The organism is Actinomyces glycerinitolerans (assembly GCF_900098745.1).
Taxonomy (GTDB): Bacteria; Actinomycetota; Actinomycetes; order Actinomycetales; family Actinomycetaceae; genus Actinomyces; species Actinomyces glycerinitolerans.
On the sequence record NZ_FQTT01000002.1, the window covers coordinates 30,046 to 48,427 of the forward strand.

Consider the following 18,382-nt stretch of genomic DNA (forward strand, 5'->3'; position numbering starts at 1 on the left):
CTTCGGGGCCGTCCCGGCGGGCGTCGCGGCGCCGGCGGGGCCGGCCAGCGTCTGCAACGCCACTTCGGGGTTAACAACGCCGGTTAACGGTCTGCTGAAGGGCTCCGAGGTATACAGCAGAACGTTAAGTAGCGTTGTTAACGCCCAACCCGCGTAGCAGACGGCGGGCGACGACGCGGGCGGCGCCCGGAACCAATCACTCGGTCCCGGACACCGCCCGCGTTGTTACGCGCTACGGCTCAGAAGCGCAGACGCCGGAGCAGGAACGCGGCCACCGCGGCCAGTGACAGGCCCGTCGCGATCACCACGGTCACCACCACGCCGGCGCGGAACAGCATGACGACTCCGGGCGCAGCCGGGGTAACCGTGGGCGAGGCGGTGGCCCCGCCCGTCGGCACGACGGTGGGCTCCACCGTTGCGGTCGGCGCGGCTGTGGGCTCGGCCGTCGGCTCGGTGGAGCCGCCCGCCTGCTTCTCCACGTAGACCGCCACGGTGCGCGCCGGGACGGTGGCGGTGCCGGTGGCCGCGTCGAAGGTCGAGTCCTTGACGACGGCGTCGGAGCCATCGGCCTGAACCTGGTGCAGCACGAACTCCCGCCCGGCCAGGTCCGTGATCGTCTCGCTGACCTCGGTGTCGGAGGCGTTGAACACCACCAGCACACCCGCCAGCGAGGCGTCCACGTCGTCGCCCACGGTGTCGTCAATGAGCATGTCGATCACGCCGGCCGTCGCGTCCGTCCCGGAGTTCGGGAAGGAGAGCTTGGCCTGGATGGCGTCGGCCGAGCCCAGGTGGAACAGCGGCGTCGAGGTGCGGATCCGCAGGAAGTCCAGCATCTGCGCATTGGAGGCGGCAATATCCTCCGCCGTGGGCTTGAGCGCGGGGTCGGCCAGCAGTGGGCGCTGGATGTCCCACTTGGAGCCGTTGGAGGACTCCATGGGCAGCCCGGCGCCGAAGCCGTTGTCCTGCCCGGTCCAGTCGATCGCGTTGAAGTAGTCGCCGGAGTTGTAGGAGTCGCGGTCCAGCGACTTGCTGCGCAGCATCTCGGTGCCCGCCGCCCAGAAGGACGGCGACTGGCCAAGCGTCACGGTGGCCAGCGACAGGCTGTTCATGCGCACCCGGTCGGCCATGGACGTGTCCGCGGCCAGCTTGTAGACGCCCAGGTCGTACAGCGTCTCATTGTCGTGGGCGTCCACGTAGTTGATCGTCTCCTCCGGACTGGAGGCGTAACCGGCCGCCTGCCCGTTGTAGTCGACCTCCGCCCCACGCTTGACGGTCCCGTCGGACTGGGTGAAGGAGTAGTCCTTCAGGTTGCCGGCCAGCCCCAGTTTGACCAGGTCGGTGGCGTGGCCGAGGTCGGCCAGCTGCTCCTCCTCGGTCTTGTTGGACAATCCGTTGGGGGCGGTGTAAAGCCCGGTGCCGAAGCCCTGGTAGGTGCGCGGGTCGTCGTCGAAGGGGCCGCCGCCGTGGACGGCGTCGCGCAGCCGGTCGTTGAAGGTGCCGATGCCGGTACCGTCCAACTGGCCCTGGGTGGCGGTGGTGAACAGCGCGTTGTCCGCGATCTCCCCCATGTTCCAGCCCTCGCCGTACAGGTAGATGGCCGAGCCGTCCACGCCGTCCTTCGCAACCGTGAGCTCGTCCAGGGCGGCGCGCAGCCGGTTCATGGTGTCCACCGAGTGGTAGCCCATCAGGTCGAAGCGGAAGCCGTCGACGTGGTAGTCGCGCGCCCAGGTGACCACCGAGTCGATCATGAGCCGCTCCGCCAGGGCGTTCTCGGTGGCGGTGTTGGGGCAGCAGGTGGAGGTGAGCACGTCTCCCTTGGCGTCCAGCCGCTGGTAGTAGCCGGGCACCACCCGATCCAGCACCGAGGTGGTGTCCTGGCAGGCACCGGCCGTGTGGTTGAAGACCTGATCCAGCACCACCTGCAGGCCGGTGGCGTGCAGGGCGCCGACCATCTCGCGGAACTCGTAGGTGCGGGCGCCGCCGTCCTGGTTGCCCTCGGTGGCGTAGGAGCCCTCGGGGGTCGTGTAGTGGTAGGGGTCGTAGCCCCAGTTGTAGGCGTCGGCGTCCTTGACCGCTCCCACGGCGGCCTGTTGCTCGGTGGAGTCCGGGCCGGCGTCGGCCGGGATGTCCGGCACCTGCTGGGCGGAGCGGTCCTCCTCGATCGAGGCGATGTCGAAGGTCGGCAGCAGGTGGACGGTGTCGATGCCCGCGTCAGCGAGTTCGGCCAGGTGCTGCATGCCGTCGGAGTCGGTGACGGTGAAGGCCTTATAGGTGCCGCGGTACTCCTCCGGGACGGTGGCGTCCGCGGCGGAGAAGTCGCGCACGTGCAGCTCGTAGATGGTGCGGGCCGCGTCGGAGGAGACCAGCGGGGAGGCGGTGGACGTCCACTGCTCGGGGGCCAGGTCCGGGTCGGACAGGTCGACGGCGACCGACCGCGCCGAGCCCAGGGTCAAGCCCACCGAATAGGGGTCGGTGACCAGGTTGGTCTCCACCTTCCCGGTGGACGGCGCATACACCTTGACCTCCCACAGGTACTGGGAGCCGGCGGTGATGCCGGCGTCGGCGCCGTCCACCGTCCAGCGGCCGTCGTCGCCGCGCACGGCGGCGGTGCGCACGGGGTCGCCGTCCACGAGGGCGGCCGAGCCGGTGGCCGTGCCCGTGTCCCAGGTCAGCAGGGTGACCGCCTGGGCGGTCGGCGCCCACAGCGCGAAATCGGGGACGCCACCCACGAAGGTGACGCCCAGCGGCGCGTCGGCGACGGCGTCGGCGTACAGGGAGTCGATGACGACGGCGGTCTGCACGCCGGTGAAGGCGGTCGCGCCGGTGCCGTCGGCGCCGTGCTGGACCACGGCCACCTGGCCCTTGAGGGCCTCGGCGACCTCCGCCTCGGACAGCAGGGCCTTGCCGTCGGCGTCGGTCGGTGAGACGGCGATGTAGTCGGCGAGATTGGGGTGCGCGGCCAGGACGTCGTCGGACAGGTTGCCGAGCACGCGCAGCGGCGTCTCGGTGCCGCCCGTCACTTTCCCGTCGGCCAGGGCGGCGCCGCCATCCGGGGAGGTGACCAGGCCCAGGCTGATGGGGGCGTCGGCGGCGGGAGTGCCGTCGTCGCCGACCACGTCCGCACGGGTCACGCCGTCGGGCAGCAGGCTCACCGGCCAGGCCAGCGTGGTGGAGTCGACCCAGTAGGCGCGCTCCTCGCCGGTGCCGGCGACGGGCGGGTCCGCGACCTCAATGGTCAGCAGGTGGGAGGACTCGTCATAGGTGAAGACGACGCTCTTGCCCGCGGTGGCGGAGAAGGAGTAGTTGGCGCCGTCCGCGGCACCGTCAACCCCATAGTTCTCCGCCCAGGACAGGCCGACGGCGACCTTCACCTCATAGGAGCCGGTGGGCAGTGCCGCGGTGGAGAAGGTCCACGTCCCGTCGCCGTTCGGCCGCATGATCGAGGCCAGGCAGGCGGGGTCCCAGTCGGATTCACAACCGAGTTCGTCCTGGAAGGAGCCGGGCAGGGTCACCGCCGGGGCCTCGGCGTCGTTCCACACCTGGTGGGTGCGGGCGTCGTAGTAGAAGGTGACCGGCCCGCCGTCGGTGGTGTAGTAGATGTTGTCGCCGCCGGCGACGGCGTCGGCACCGTAGTTCTCGTCCCAGGTGCCGCCGATGGCGATCTTGTACTGCCAGGTGCCGGCGGGGATGTCGAAGGTGCCGGTGTACAGGCCGGAGACCGGGTCCTGGGCCAGCAGCGCCTGCTCGCAGTCGGGCTGCCAGTCGGAGATGCAGCCCATCTCGGTGTTGTGGTCGCCGGGGATGGTGACCTCGAGGCCGTCGATGGGGGCCTCCGGGTCGGCCTGCGGCTGCACGCCGGACAGGTCGGCGCCGACGACGGCGAGGGTGGAGGCGGCGGCCCGGTTGCCGGCGGCGTCGGTGGTTACCGCCCGCACCTCCAGGACGGTGCCGGTGGGCACGGCCGACAGGTCCGCGTACACGCGCGGGGTGTCGTCCTCGGCGGTGCCGACGGTGGTCCAGTCCTCGGTGCCGAGCGGCCGGTAGGAGAAGGTGGTCTCCGCCCAGCGGTCGGCGGTGGTGGCGGCGGCGATCTCCGCAGTGCTACCGGACAGGTTCGCCCCATAGGCGGTGGTGAAGCCGACCGTGGGGTTCTCCGCGGCGGCGACGGTGGCGTCGGCGCGCAGCACGACGGCGCTCATCGCGGGCACGGTGAGCGTGACGGTGCCGTCGGCGTCGGCCGTGACCGCCTTGTCGGTGCCGTACAGCGGGGTGTAGGCGGCGCCGGGGGTGAGAGTGGTGAAGGTGACGGTCTGGTCCTCGCCGGCGTTGTTCAGGGCGACCAGGTGCTCGATCTTCTCGTCGCGGTCCACGCGGGCGAAGGCGTATACGCCGGCGGAGTCCTGGGAGTACAGCTCGATCTGGGAGCCGGTGGACAGAGCCGGGGTGGTGGCCCGCAGCCGGGAGAGCTCGGCGATGTGCTTATACAGCGCGGAGTCGGTGTCGTAGCGGTCGGTGGAGCCGGCGACGGTTCCGTCGATGAGCTGCTCACTCGCGTACTGGTCCACCTGGGTGGCGAACATGTCCTGGCGGGCGTCCTTGTCCCCGCCGGAGCCGGCCAGGCCCTGCTCATCGCCGTAGTAGATGACCGGCTGGCCGCGGGTCAGCAGCATCAGGGAGTGGGCCAGTTCGGAGCGGGTGAGCAGGTCCGCGCTGCCGGACCCACCGCCCAGCAGGTAGCCGATGCGGCCCATGTCGTGGTTGCCCAGGAAGGTGGGCTCGGCGTAGATGCTGGAGTGGTCGGTCGTGTAGTAGTCGTCGGTGGCGAAGAAGGTGCTCAGGTTCGTCGTCGGCCGGCCCCGGGCGAAGCCCTGGGCGGCGGCCTGGAAGGCGAAGTCGAGGGTGGCGTCCATGCCGGTGCCACGCACGTAGGGGCTGGTCTTGGTGGCGTCGGCGTCGTAGACCTCGCCGAAGGTGAAGAAGTCCGGGTTGGTGGCCTCGGCGTGGGCGTCGATGGCGGCGGTCCAGTCTTCCCAGAACTCATAGTTGACGTGCTTGACGGTGTCGATGCGGAAGCCGTCCACGCCGAAGTCCATCCAGGCGGTGTAGACATCCTCGAAGGTCTGCTCGACGATCGGGTTCTCCGTCATCAGGTCGTCCAGGCCCTGGAAGTCGCCCATGGTGGTGGACTCACCCGTCCAGGTGGAGTCGCCGCGGTTGTGGTACAGGGTGACGTCGTTCAGGGCCTCGGGGATGACGTCGCCGTTGCGCACGGGCGTGTAGGGGAATGAGGTGGCGGCGTCGAGGGTGGGGAAGTCGTCCCGACCGGCCAGGGCGGAGATGTCGATGACGTTGCCGTCGGCGTCGGTGTAGGGCACGTCGGCGGTCTCGACGTAGGAGTAGGTGCCCTCCTCATAGCTGATGAGGTCGGCGGTGTGGTTGGTGATGATGTCCAGGTACAGCTTCATGCCGCGCGCGTGGAGGGCGTCGCGCAGCTGTGCCAGCGCCTCGTTGCCGCCCAGGTGCGGGTCGATGGAGGTGAAGTCGGTGATCCAGTAGCCGTGGTAGCCGGCGGAGGTGTCTGCGCCACTGCCCTGAACGGGCTGGTTGGTGAAGGAGGGGGTCAGCCAAATGGCGGTGGTGCCCAGGTCTTGGATGTAGTCCAGGTGGTCGATCAGGCCCTGGATGTCGCCGCCGTGGTAGTAGCCCTTGTCGGTGGGGTCCAGGCCGGTGATGTCGCTGCCGCCGGTGAGCCCGCCGGTGTCGTTGGAGGTGTCGCCGTTGGCGAAGCGGTCGGTGAGCACGAAGTAGAACTGCTCAGCGGTGCCCTGGCGTACCGGGGCGGCAGCCAGGGCGGCATCGGCGTCGGTGTAGTCACCGGTCAGGTCGGCGGAGGCGAGCCCGACGCGGTGGCTGTCCTGGTTCCAGGTGAAGGTGAGTTCGGCGTCGCCGGCGAGGGTGAGGGGGATGTTGTCGGCGCCGCCGTCCTTGCCGTAGGAGGTGTCCCAGGTGTCGTTCAGGGCGACCTTGATCTCGTAGGCGCCGGCGGGCACGGTGGCGGTGTACTCCCAGGTGCCGTCACCGTCGGCGTCGGTCAGCTCGGTGACGTCACAGGCGGGGTCCCAGTCGCCTCCGCAGCCGAGTTCATCCTGCAGCGAGCCGACCAGGGCCACGGATGCCGGTGCGGCCTCGTCGGCGACGGCGACGGCGGGCTGCGCGGCCAGACCGATCGCCCCGGTGGACAGGGCCAGGGCGGTGGCAGCGACGGCGCCGAGGGCGCGGGAACGCTTCAGCCGCCCAGTATGCAAGGAATGCAAGCGCACGGTGACTCCTTCGTCTGTGCATGTCGCGCCCGCGCCTGGGCGGGCGAGGTGGGTTCCGGCCAAAGCCTGACGGCGCCGGTCGGGTCATCTGAGGGTACGACACGAAACCGCAACCTGCAACCTCTGCAACTCTTTCACCCGCCTTACACCCCTTCCTCCCCGAGATCGGTCGAAACCATCGCCGAGGTCGGTCGCTGTTACCGGCTCTTCCGGTTTGAGGGTGTGTTGGCCTGGGAGTTTGTGTGTAGACGCGACGGTTCGTACCTTCGCATAAGGGTTCGTATGCTCTGGTCAGCGATTCGTACCGTCTTGCGACGGTTCGTACGGTAGGGGTACGTACCGTCGTCGGAAGTGCCGAAGCGTTGGCGCCCAGTGCCGAACCGTCACGCGAGGTGCCGAACCGTCATCCGGGGCGCGCGGGCAAACACGCCAGGTCCGCACCCCGGGCGCTCATGTCTGCGCCCGGGGCCTGTCGAGTAGGGCGCCAAGATCACCGCCGTGCGTCGTCAATGGCGGCAGTCCCAGTCCAGCACCCAGATGATCCCAACGGCCCCGAAGAATCATCGCAAGCCAACACCACCCACCGACAACGACCACCCGCACCGCAGCCCCGACCCCAACCACCACACCCTCAAACCGGAAGATCCTTATTACCGCCGAGGTCGGTCAAAGTTACGCGCCGAGATCGGTAACGCCGCCTGTGGCCCGGCCGCCTGCACATAGCCCGCTCCCCGTGCTCAGGCCGCCCACCGATACCGCCTCACGTACGCGTTCTGGAGCTTTTCGAGGTTCTAGGTCCTGTTGTGTAAGTGCTTGGGTGGCGGTGTGTGGCTGTTGAGCCCATTAGTTGGACCGCCGTTCCCCGGTTGGACCCCTGTTCCCCGGTTGGACCCCTGTTCCCCCGTTGGACCGCCGTAGCCGCCGGTTACAGCGGTCCAACGGGGCGTGGGCGGTCCAACGGGGCGTGGGCGGTCCAACGGGGCGTGGGCGGTCCAACCGGGGCGTGGGCGGTCCAGCCGGAGGGGTGAGCGCCGCTCAGCCGCTGACCCAGGCGCGCCACAGGCGGGCGTACTCCCCGCCGGCGGCCAGCAGCTCGGCGTGCGGCCCCAGCTCCACGATCCGCCCGTCAATCACCACCGCCACCCGGTCGGCGGCGGCAGCCGTGTCCAGTCGGTGGGCGATGGCCACCACGGTGCGACCGGCCAGGACGGCGTCCAACGAGCGCTCGGCGGAGCGGGCGACGCTGGGATCGAGCAGGCTGGTGGCCTCGTCCAGAACGAGCGTGGCCGGGTCCATCAGCACGATGCGGGCGAGCGCGACCTGCTGCGCCTGCCCCGGAGTCAGCTGCACTCCGCCGGCGCCGACGAGGGTGTCCAGCCCGTCGGACAGCCCCCGCGCCCACTCGGCGGCACCGACGACCTCCAGGGCGCGCTCCAGTTCGGCGTCGGTGGCGTCCGTGCGGGCCAGACGCAGGTTGTCGGCCAGGCTGCAGGCGAAGACGTGGTGTTCCTGGGTCACCAGCGCGACCTCGTGGTGCAGCGCATCCTCCGTGAGCGCGGTCAGATCGACGCCATCGCCGTCGCCCACTGTCACGCGCCCGCGGGTGGGCGGGTGAATGCCGGCGAGCATGCGGCCGAGCGTGGACTTGCCCGAGCCGGACGGGCCGACGACGGCCAGTCGCTCCCCCGGGATCAACTCCAGGTCGACATCGTGCAGCACGTCGTGTCCGGGCAGGTACGCGTAGGAGACGCCGCACACGCGCGGAGGCCGGCCCGTGACCGTGCTGCTGGTGGCTTGGCGGTCGGGAGCGACCAGTTCCACGCCGACGATGCGGGACATGGCGGCGCCCGCCGTCTGCAGGGAGTCGATCCAGAAGGTCATCTCTGAGACGGGCGTGCGCAACTGAACGGCGTACAGCGACACCGTGGTGATCGCCCCGAGGGATACGGCACCGTGTCCGGCCAACCAAGCCCCCCAGGCGACGACGGCGATCACCGGGGCGAAGGAGCCCAGCCCCAGGGCGGTGATCAGGACAATGCGCAGCCACAGGGCGTACTGCTCGGTGGACCAGACCTCGATCATGGCCCGGTCCAGGATGCGGTTGCGGCGCGCCCCCAAGCCGTGGGCGTCGACGGTGACCGCCTGGTCGGCGGTTTCGGCGACAACGCCGTCGACCTCGGCCCACATGGCGTTCATGGCCCGGTACGCGGGCACGGCGTAGCGCAGGTACCAACTCGCCGCGGGCAGGATGGTCAACAGCGGAATGATCAGCGCGGGGCTGAGCTGCGGGGAGGTGATCACCGCGGCGGCCACGATCGTGAGCAGCGTGAGCACAATGACGAGGATCTGGCTGACACCGCGCTGGACGACGTTGCGAATGGAGTCCAGGTCCCGGCCCGTGCGCCCCAGCAGGTCGCCGGTGCCGGCGGACTCGACCACCGACAGCGGCAGGTGCATGGCCGAGCCGACCAGCCGCTCGCGCAGCTCGGCAAACACCCGCTCCCCCAGCACGCGCGCCAGGTACTCGCCGCAGCCGGTCAGGGCGGCGTTGCCGACCGCCAGGGCGATGACGACGACGATCAGCCCCTGCAGCCGACCGGCCGTATTGGCGTCCACGGCACCGGTCACCAGGTCGACCATGGATCCGAGCACCCGGGGGATGCCCACGGAGGCCAGTGCCGCCAGCAGTTGGATGATCGTGACGGCGGCGATCGCGCCGCGGTGCTCGCGGACCAGTTCGACGGCGCGGCGACGCACGGCGGCCCCGTCGGCCACGGGTAGGCGTCGGTTCACGGCTCTCCTCCCGTGTCTACACCGCGTTCGACGACGGCGCGGTAGGCGTCCAGAGCGCTCAGCTCGTGGTGGGTACCGCGAGCGACCTCATGCACATCTGCCGCCGGGGTCGCAGTCCCGCGTCGGCCGGCCGCACCGGCGCCATTGGCGTCGACGACGGCGCTGACCGCACCGCCGTCAGACGCCTCGGCGGGCGCGAGCAGCACCACCTCTTCACAACGTCCCAACAGCAGTGGGGAGGAGGTGACGACGACGGTGGTCAGGCCCCGCCGCTCCTCCTGCAGCCTCCGGGCCACCAGGTCCTCGGTGTGCGAATCCAGGGCGCTGGTGGGCTCTACCAGCACCAGCACGGGGGCGTGGCGGGCGACGGCGCGGGCCAGAGCCAGGCGTTGGCGCTGACCGCCGGAGACGTTGCGGGCCTTCTCGGTGAGCTGGCCATCCAGGCCACCGAGGGAGTCCAGGGCGTCGCCCGCGGCGGCCACGGCGAGGGCCTGCTCGGCGCGCTCCCGCTGGGCGGCGGTCAGGGGCGCCGCACCTCCGCCGGCAGCGGGGCCGTCGTCGCCGTGGGCGCCCGCCACCGCGCCTGAGCGGATGACCTCGGCGGTCGGGCGCGGCCCGGACAGGGGGATCTCGTCGCCGAGTACCTCCTCGGCGAGCGTGCCGGCGAAGGCCTCGGCGTGGGCGCCGGAGACGACGATGGTGCGGCGCACCTCCTTAAGCGGGACGGTGCGCAGGTCGGTGCCGCCGAGCGCGACGGGGCCGTCGGCGTCGTCGGCACGGCCGAGGCGCTGGGCCAGGGCGGCGGCGCGGGCCGGGTCGGGGCAGACCAGGGCGGTCATGCGTCCGCCGCGCAGCACCACGCCGGAACTCAGGTCGGTCAGGTCGCCGGCCGGGTCCAGGCGCGCCCCGGGGACGACGCCTGCGTCGTCGGTCAGCGGCTCGACCGCCTCGATACGGGCAACCTTGCGGGCGCCCACCCAGGCGCGGGTGGAGAACTGGATCAGGTCGGCCATCACGCCCAGCGGCCCGACCAGGAAGGTCGTGTAGCCGTAGAAGGTGACCAGTTGGCCCGGGCTGATGGTGCCGGTCAGGGCCGTGCGGGCACCCGCACCGACGACGACGGCGGTGAAGACCATGGGGGCGCCGGCCTTGACGGTGGCCAGGAGCGCCTGGGTGGAGGCGACCCGGATGCCGGCGTCGCGCACCCGGTGAGAGGCCTCGGCGTAGCGGGCGGCGTACACGTCCTCCCCGCCGATGCCGCGCAGCACGCGCAGGCCGGACACGGCGTCGGTGGTGATGGTGGACAGGCGCCCCTGTTCTTCGCGCTGCACGGACAGGCGCCGGTTCAGGGGACGGATGAAGGCGCCCACCAACGCCAACACGATCGGCAGACCGATCAGCACCAGCAGCCCCAGCGGGGCGGACGTGCGCAGCATGAGCACACCCACAACCACGACGCTGACCAGGGCGCCGATGTTGTCGGCGTCGGCGGTGATGGTGGCGATCACGTCCCCGCTGGCGATGCGGCGGGTGACGGCTCGCGAGCGCAGGCCCAGGCGGTGGGCGGCACCACGCATGGCCGGCTTCCAGGCGCCGACCCAGGCGCCCATGCCGGTGGCGTCCTCCAGGCCAGCGGCGAGCGAGCCGAGCAGTCCCAGTCCGGTCAGCGCAGCCAACCCGGGCAGCAGGCGGGCGGTGAGTCCGGCCTCGAGACCGGCGTCGAGCAGGTCGCCCAGTGCCAGCGGGATCAGCGCCTGCGCGAGGTAGGAGGCCGTGGAGACCACGACGCCGAGGGCGATCGCGGGCACGCTCATGCGGGTCACGGCGCGCAGCAGCCCGCCCGGGGTGGCGGGCAGCTCCGGGGGCGGCGTCGTCTGCACCGACAGGAAGGCGGGCCACCGCCGCGGGGCGCGGGCAACGGGGATCGACACGATCTCCTAGCCTATGTGACCCGGCCGCGGCCGGGTCACAAGGAATGCGCTCCCGCCGGTCCCGGCTACAACGAACATCTGCCTTCTACTACGAGCTTTTGCACCCTGGTGTGCGGCGATTAGGCGTACACCAGGGTGCAAAAGCTCGTATCAGGGCGAATTCGGGTGCCTTGGGGGCCGGCCACAGCGGACCACCGCAGCGGCGGGACCAGGTCAGGCCGCGGTGGGTGCGAGGGCGTTGTCCGCCGGCAGCGGCTTGGGGCCGCGGCGCAGGCGGGCGCCCAGCAGGATGAAGGCCCAGGCGATCAGCGCCCAGACGGCCAGGACCGCCAGGGTCTTGAGGTAGATCCCGTCCACGCCGCCGCCGGCGATCAGTCGCCGGAAGGCGAGCTGGGTGTAGCTCATCGGCAGGTAGGGGTGGATCCACTGGAAGAAGCGCGGCGTGGTCTCGATCGGGAAGGTCGCGCCCATGGAGGTGATTTGCAGGCTGAGCAGGATGATGGACACGAAGCGGCCGCGGAAGGCGAGCGTGGCTACGCAGGCCTGGTTGACGGCGACGAAGGTCAGCGACGCGGCGATCGCCATGGCGCACAGGCCCACCAGGTTGGCGGCGTGAATCTCGCCCGCGGCATTGACCGCAACCATCATGACCACGGCCTGGGCGACGGCGAGCAGGGCGGCGGTAGTGGCGGGCCGGATAGCTGCGGCGTACCAGCGCTCGCCATGGTCGCGCTTGTCCAGGGCGGGCAGCACCAGGAACAGGGCGATGGCGCCGACCCACAGTGCCAGGCTCATGAACATCGGGGTGAAGCCGGCGCCGTTGTTCGCCACGGGGTTGTCGCGCACCGCATCCACGTCGGCGGCGTCGGCGGCCACGTCGGTCATGGTCTGGCGCTGGGCCGCGGTGTAGTCGGGGATCTGGTCGACGCCGTCTTCCAGGCCCTCGCTGAGGGCGTCGGCGCCGTCGGACAGCTCGGTGGAGCCGTTCTGGAGCTGATCCAGGCCATCACTGAGGTTGGTGGCGCCGTCGGACAGGGTGACGGAGCCGGAATAGGCAGCGCCCAGGCCGCTGGACAGGGTGTCCGCACCGGTGGCGGCGGTGTCGGCGCCGGCAGAGAGCCGGGCGAGGCCGTCGGCAAGGGTCTGGGAGGAGGTGGCGGCCGTGGAAGCGCCGGAGGACAGCGTGTTCAGGCCGCTGGACAGGGTGTCGGCACCGCTGGACAGGGTCTGCGCGCCGGAGTTGACCGAGTTCGCGCCGGTGGCGAGCTGGGAGGTGCCGGCGGAGAGACTGTTGGCCCCGGTGGACAGGGTGTTCAGACCGGTGGACAGGTCGCTGGAGCCGGTGGCGAGTTGGGAGGCGCCGTCGCTGACGGAGGTGGCGCCGGAGGTCAACATCGGGCCCTGGGAGGACAGTGCGGCCAGCACCCCGGTGAGGCTGCGGTCTTCGCCGGTGGCGGGGTTGTACACGTCGGTGGCGGACCCCAGTCCTCCGGACAGCGTGGTGGCGCCGGAGGACGCATCCGCCGCCCCGGTGGCGACGGCACCGACGGAGCCCTGCAGTTGGGTCGCGCCGGAGGAGAGCTGCTCCGCTCCGGTGGCGACCTGGCCGACGGCGCCGGTCACGCCCGCACTGGAGGCGGCCAGGGTGTTGAGGCCGCCCAGCACGGTGCCGGACTGGGCCGTGTCCTCGGTGGTACCGAGCCCGCCTGCGGCCTGCGCGATCGCCTGGCAGGTCGCGTCGGTCTCACCGTGGTCGGCGACGCACTGCTGATAGGCGCCCGCGAGCGCGGTGGCGACCTGCCCGGCCCCTGCCTGGGCGGTGGACACGCCGCCGGTGTAGTCGTTGACGGCGCCGTACAGGGTCGCCTGGCCGGCCGCGGCCGAGTCGGTTGACGACCCGATCCCGTTGACCGCGCTCTGGGCGCCCGTCGCCAGGTCATTGGCGGCTCCGTAAAGGGTCCGCTGGCTCTCCTCGCCGCTGGCGTAGGAGTCGGTGGACTTGCCGACGCCGGCGGACAGCTGGTTCAGGCCCGACGCCAGGTCTTGGGCGCCGGGGTCGAGTTGGTCCTTCAGCGTCGTGTAGGCCTGGTCCACACTGTCTACGTAGGTGTTCACGCCGGTGGACAGGGTGGTAGCGCCGGTGGACAGGCTGGTGGCGCCGGCGGACAGGCTGGTGGCGCCCGACGAGGCGGAGGATGCGCCCGCGGCCACCTGTCCCGCGCCCGAGTCGACCGTGGCGGCACCCGAGGCCAGCGTGGAGGTGCCGTCGGCCAGGGTGCCCGCGCCGGATGCCAGCGTGCTCGCGCCGGAGGCGGCCGATGACGCTCCGGTGGACAGGCGGGCCACGCCGTCGGCCAGCTGCTGGGAGCCGGAGGCGGCGGTTGACGTGGAGGTGGCGAGGATGGTCAGGCCGTCGGAGAGGGTGACGGCGCCGGAGGCCAGCTCGCTCATGCCGACCGTGAGGGTGGTGGCCCCGTCGGCCAGCTGGTCGGCACCGTCGGCGGCGTCGGCGGTACCCGACTCCAGGGTGGCGGCGCCCGTGGCCAGGGCGGTGGCGCCGTCGGAGGCCTCTACGAGTCCCTCGCGGATGGTGGAGACGCTCAGCAGCAGGGTGGACAGGACCCGCTCGGAGCCCTGCTGCTCCAGGCGGTTGGAGAGTTCGGAGGCGACGGTGGCGGCCATGGTGCCGGCCAGGTAGTTGATGCCGTCGTCGGTGACGAGCTTCAGCTCCTGGGTGACGGCGTCGGAGGGGTCATCAGAGCCGACGCGGGAGGCGATCTGGGAGAAGTCGGCGGGGATGTAGAGGATGGCGCGGACCTTCTGCGTGTTCATGTCCGCCTCGGCGGTGGCGGCGTCCATCTGCTCCCAGGTGAAGCCGACGTTCTCATCGCCGTCCGGATGGGTCAGGGCGTCCGTGAGGTCGGCGCCGAGGTTGAAGGTCTCGGTCTCCCCGTTGGCGAGCGTGGCCGTGTAGGCGCTGTCCTCGTTGACGACGGCGGCCTTGATGTCACCGAGCCGGTTTGTGGGGTTCTGGTAGGCGAGCGTCAACAGTCCCGAGTACAGCAGCGGGATGATGGACACGGCGAGCACCACGACCAGGTTGGCGATGCGCGAGCCGCTGAGCTTCTTCATTTCAGTTGCCTCTCCTGAGTTCCGCCGACCGACGATACACATCTGTATCGACGCCTTCAATACAGACCTGTATCATGCCTGTCTGGCTGGACGCCGAGGATCGGCCTGAGAAACCCCGAGGGGACGCCGAAAACACCCTCGACGCCGGCGTCGCGAATGTCGTGAATGACACAGGGCGACGCGAAATGACATGATGAGCTGGACATGAGTGCGAGTAGGGAACAAGCGGAAGAGCTGATCGAGGCCGCCGGCGCGCGCCTGTCGGCCCGGCGGGCCGCGGTGCGTCGGCTCATCGGCGTCCCCCCGTCCGAGCGACGCGCCCAGACTCAGGCACTGCTGCTGGACGCCGGCCGGGAACTGTTCGCAGACAAGGGCATCGGCGGCACCTCCGTGGGCGACATCTGCTCCCGCGCCGGCTTCACCCGCGGCGCCTTCTACTCCAACTTCACCGACATGGACCACTTCGTGCAGCGCCTGGCCGAGGAGCAGTGGACCTCCATCGTCAACTTCGTGGACGAGTCCGTCGCCGGCGCGCTGTCCACGCAGACGGAGGGACCAACGCTGGAGTCCGACGCCGAACTGGCCGCCGGGCTGGCCGAACTCGCCTCCCGGCTGCTCGGGGCCATGCCGATCTCACGCGAGGTGTTCCTACTGCAAAACGAGTTCGCCGCCTACATCGCGCGCACCGAGGCGGATGGCGGGGGCTCCCCGCTGCGCGAGGGCTATGCCGCCTTCAAACGGCACCTGGTAAGGGTGCTGGTGGAGGGGTTGGCGTCGATCAACCGCGCCTGCCTGCTCAGCCCGGAGGACACCACCGAACTCATCATGGCTACCGCCGTGCGCTCCATGCGCATGGCCCTGTCCGCCGCGCCCGACGCGCACAGGCCCGGTGACGCACAGGCCGCTGGCACTCGTGGCGCTCAGACCGACGACGCCGACGCCAACAGCGACCGCGGGTCGGAGAGCACCGGCGCCAACGCCGCCGACCCCGACCTGACCGCCTTCCTCGTGCGCACCCTGCCCACGCTGCTGGCCCGCCTGTCGACGCCGGTCACCCACACCGCTGACGCCTAACCGTTAGTGCGCGCCCCAGACGGGAGACCGCATCCCGGCCGCCCTTGACATGCCCCGCACCAACGGCGCTAGCCTCACCCCATGACCGCTTCGACGCCCACGACCCGTGCCCTGATGGCGCGCGCCGAAAGCATGCGTCGAATGCAGATGCGCTGACAGCGCCAGCCGTCGCTGTTTACACGAGTAACGGTCAGAGTCCGAGCCGCCTGCGGGCGCTCGTTGCACTCCGCGGCCGTCGACTATGTCGGCCCGCGTTCAAACCCCGGTAATCCTCCATTCACCGCCGCCACCGGCCTGTGCACACCGCGTCCACTCCACCTCCCCGAGGTCGGTTGAAGTTACGTGCCCGGGTCGCCCGACGTGACGGCAGCCCCAAGCCTTACAGGAAGCACCATGACCACCTACGCCCCCGCCGTCGTGACCGGCACCGACGCCGTATCCGAACCGCCAAGGCACCCATCCGCTCCGGAGCGCCAGACTCCGGCCGCCAACTCGCCCACAGCCGTGGTCTCATTGCCGGCCGACGCCGCCGCGACTTCCGCCGTCGTCCCCGATGCCTCCGGCCTCGCCCCGCACGCCTCCGCCTCCCCCTTCGACGTGGTCCACGACCGCGCCGGCACCGCGAGCCTGAAGTGGGACTTCGCCGCCGAGCGTGGCCGCCCCAGCGCCGTCCTGCCGCTGTGGGTGGCGGACATGGACCATCCCACGGCGCCCTGCGTGGTCAACGCCCTGCTGTGGCGGGTGCGGCACGGCATCTTCGGCTACACCGAGCCCGACGCCGCCTACAACGCCACTCTGGCCGCCTGGTTCGCCCGCCGCTACGACTGGCGCATCGACCCGGCCTGGAACGTCGTCACTCCGGGAGTCGTGCCCGCGCTGGCGACGGCGGTGCGCGCCCTGACCGAGCCGGGCGACGCCGTCGTCATTGAGGAGCCCGTCTACTACCCGTTCCGGGAGGTGGTCGAGCAGCAGGGGCGCGTGGTCGCCCCGGCCCCGCTGGTGCGCGGCGCCGACGGCGTGTACCGGCGCGACCTGGACGCGCTGGAGGCCGTGCTCACGAGCACCGGCGCCCGCCTTCTGCTCCTGTGCAACCCGCACAACCCGGTGGGCCGAGTGTGGTCCCGCGCCGAACTGACGGGGCTGGCCGAGGTGGCCGAACGCCACGACGTGCTCGTGGTCTCCGACGAGGTGCACGCCGACCTCGCCCTGCCCGGGTACCGCACCACCCCCTTCGCCTCCCTGTCCGCCGATGCCGCCGCCCGCACCATCACCTGCACCTCGCCGTCGAAGTCCTTCAACCTGGCCGGGCTGCAGGTGGCCAACATCCTCATCGCCGATCCCGACCTGCGCGCCCGCTTCCGCTCGGCCCTTGGCGCCGCCGGCTACTCCCAGCCGAATGTGTTGGGACTGACGGCCTGCCAGGCGGCCTACAAGTCCGGCGACGCCTGGCTCGACGCCCTGCGCCGCCATATCGAGTACGCGCGCCGACACGTCATCCGCCGCCTGGAGCGGGTGCCCGGCGTCGAAGTCTCGCCATGCGAGGGCACCTACCTGCTGTGGCTGGACTGCACAGGTCTGCTGGAGGCCACGGGCCTGGCGGCGGAGGAGCTGGACGGTTTCATCACCGATCAGGCCGGCCTGTGGCTCGACGACGGCGCCCTGTTCGGCACCGGCGGTGCCGGCTTCACCCGGCTGAATATCGCCTGCCCGCGCGCAACGCTGGACGAGGCGCTGGATCGCCTGGAGATCGCCGTACACGGTCTGCTCGCCAGCGCCGCCGCCTGAACCGTCGCCCCACCTCGCCGAGACCGGCACTAATGACAGCCGGGACCGGCACCAATAACGCGCCCAGTGCGCAAATACTCCCAGCCAGCCAGAAAGCTCTTATGCCCGTCATCGATTCCACCCCCACGCAGTCCTCCGACGCCGTGCGCGGCCCCGCCGTCGATCATTCCGGGTGTCGCACCGCGCCGATCCAGCACCACCCCACGTGGTCGGACTCCCCCAGCCCCTGGCGGCTCGACACCGTGCTGGCGCATGCGGGGACCGGCACCGACCCGGTCACCGGCGCCATTACGACGCCGATCCACCTGTCGACCGCATTCGGGCATCCGGGCCTGGGCGCCTCCACCGGCTACGACTACACGCGCACCGCCTCCCCCACCCGCGACGTCCTGCAGGACGCCCTGGCACGGCTAGACGGCGGGGCGGCGGGCTTCGCCCTGGCCTCCGGCATGGCGGCGGTGCAGCTGACGGTCACCACGCTGGCGCCGTACGGCTCGCGGATCGTCGCCCTGGAGGACCTATACGGCGGCACCTACCGGTACCTGAAATATCTGGCCGACGACGGCGCCTACGAGGTGGACTTCGTGGTCGGCGAGGCCGGCCTGCGGGAGGCGCTGCGGCGGTCGGCCGCGCTGGTGCTGATTGAGACACCCACCAACCCGATGATGACCGAGCTGGACATTGCGCGGGTGGCCGACTGGGCGCATGCGGCGGGGGCACTGCTGGCGGTCGACAACACCTTCTACACGCCGGTGATCTGCCGGCCGTTGGAGTTGGGTGCAGACGTGGCCGTGTACTCGGCCACGAAGTACCTGGCCGGGCACAACGACGTCATGGCGGGCGCCGTCGTCGTGAAAGACCCGGCGCTGGGCGAGCGGCTCCAGTATCAGTCGAACACGACCGGGACGACGCTGGGCCCCTTCGACGCGTTCCTGCTGCTGCGCGGACTGAAGACGCTGTCGCTGCGCATGGAGCGCCACGAGACCAACGCCCGGAAGGTGGCCGACTTCCTGCGCGCCGACACGAGGGTGACGCGGGTGCTGTATCCGGGACGCTCGGGCATGGTGTCCTTCGAGCTGGCCGACGGCGTCGACGTGGCCGCATTCCTGGCGGCGGTGCGCGTGTTCACCTTCGCCGAGTCACTCGGCGGGGTGGAGTCGCTGGTGACGTGCCCGAGCGTGCAGACGCATGCGGACGTGCCGCCGGCCACCCGCGCCGCCTACGGGCTGACGGACCGGCTGCTGCGGCTGAGCGTCGGCATCGAGGACGCCGAGGATCTGGTGGCCGATCTGAAGCAGGCGCTGAACCTGGCCGACGCGACGGCGTGAGTAGAGCAGCGAGGGCACT

General features: G+C 70.9%; 7 protein-coding genes. 3 read left to right on the top strand and 4 right to left on the bottom strand.

Features of this window, described 5'->3' with window-relative positions:
• Positions 1–239 precede the first annotated feature (239 nt).
• From pulA to ACGLYG10_RS03280, 4 genes are all read right to left on the bottom strand, one after another.
• Complete coding sequence (gene pulA / locus ACGLYG10_RS16895) at positions 240–6,320, bottom strand: pullulanase-type alpha-1,6-glucosidase (RefSeq protein ID WP_073327898.1); 6,081 nt, start codon at positions 6,318–6,320, stop codon at positions 240–242.
• 1,035 nt (positions 6,321–7,355) lie between these two features.
• The gene (locus ACGLYG10_RS03270; protein WP_073327900.1) at positions 7,356–9,113 is read right to left on the bottom strand and encodes an ABC transporter ATP-binding protein; all 1,758 of its coding nucleotides are present in this window, start codon (positions 9,111–9,113) and stop codon (positions 7,356–7,358) included.
• A complete protein-coding gene (locus tag ACGLYG10_RS03275; protein ID WP_073327901.1) occupies positions 9,110–11,044 on the bottom strand; it encodes an ABC transporter transmembrane domain-containing protein in 1,935 nt (644 codons plus the stop codon). The genes ACGLYG10_RS03270 and ACGLYG10_RS03275 overlap by 4 nt, the downstream gene beginning before the upstream one ends.
• A gap of 213 nt (positions 11,045–11,257) precedes the next feature.
• Positions 11,258–14,176 (bottom strand): YhgE/Pip domain-containing protein, encoded by a 2,919-nt coding sequence (locus ACGLYG10_RS03280; RefSeq protein WP_073327903.1) that lies wholly within the window; start codon positions 14,174–14,176, stop codon positions 11,258–11,260.
• Between the two features lie 204 nt (positions 14,177–14,380).
• Here ACGLYG10_RS03280 and ACGLYG10_RS15780 point away from each other — a divergent pair, with 204 nt between their 5' ends.
• From ACGLYG10_RS15780 to ACGLYG10_RS03295, 3 genes are all read left to right on the top strand, one after another.
• Positions 14,381–15,250: a TetR/AcrR family transcriptional regulator gene (locus ACGLYG10_RS15780; RefSeq protein ID WP_073327905.1), complete on the top strand. Its 870-nt coding sequence runs from the start codon at positions 14,381–14,383 to the stop codon at positions 15,248–15,250.
• 393 nt (positions 15,251–15,643) lie between these two features.
• Positions 15,644–17,035: a MalY/PatB family protein gene (locus ACGLYG10_RS03290; RefSeq protein WP_083565438.1), complete on the top strand. Its 1,392-nt coding sequence runs from the start codon at positions 15,644–15,646 to the stop codon at positions 17,033–17,035.
• A gap of 101 nt (positions 17,036–17,136) precedes the next feature.
• Positions 17,137–18,363 (top strand): PLP-dependent transferase, encoded by a 1,227-nt coding sequence (locus tag ACGLYG10_RS03295; RefSeq protein WP_083565440.1) that lies wholly within the window; start codon positions 17,137–17,139, stop codon positions 18,361–18,363.
• Positions 18,364–18,382 lie beyond the last annotated feature (19 nt).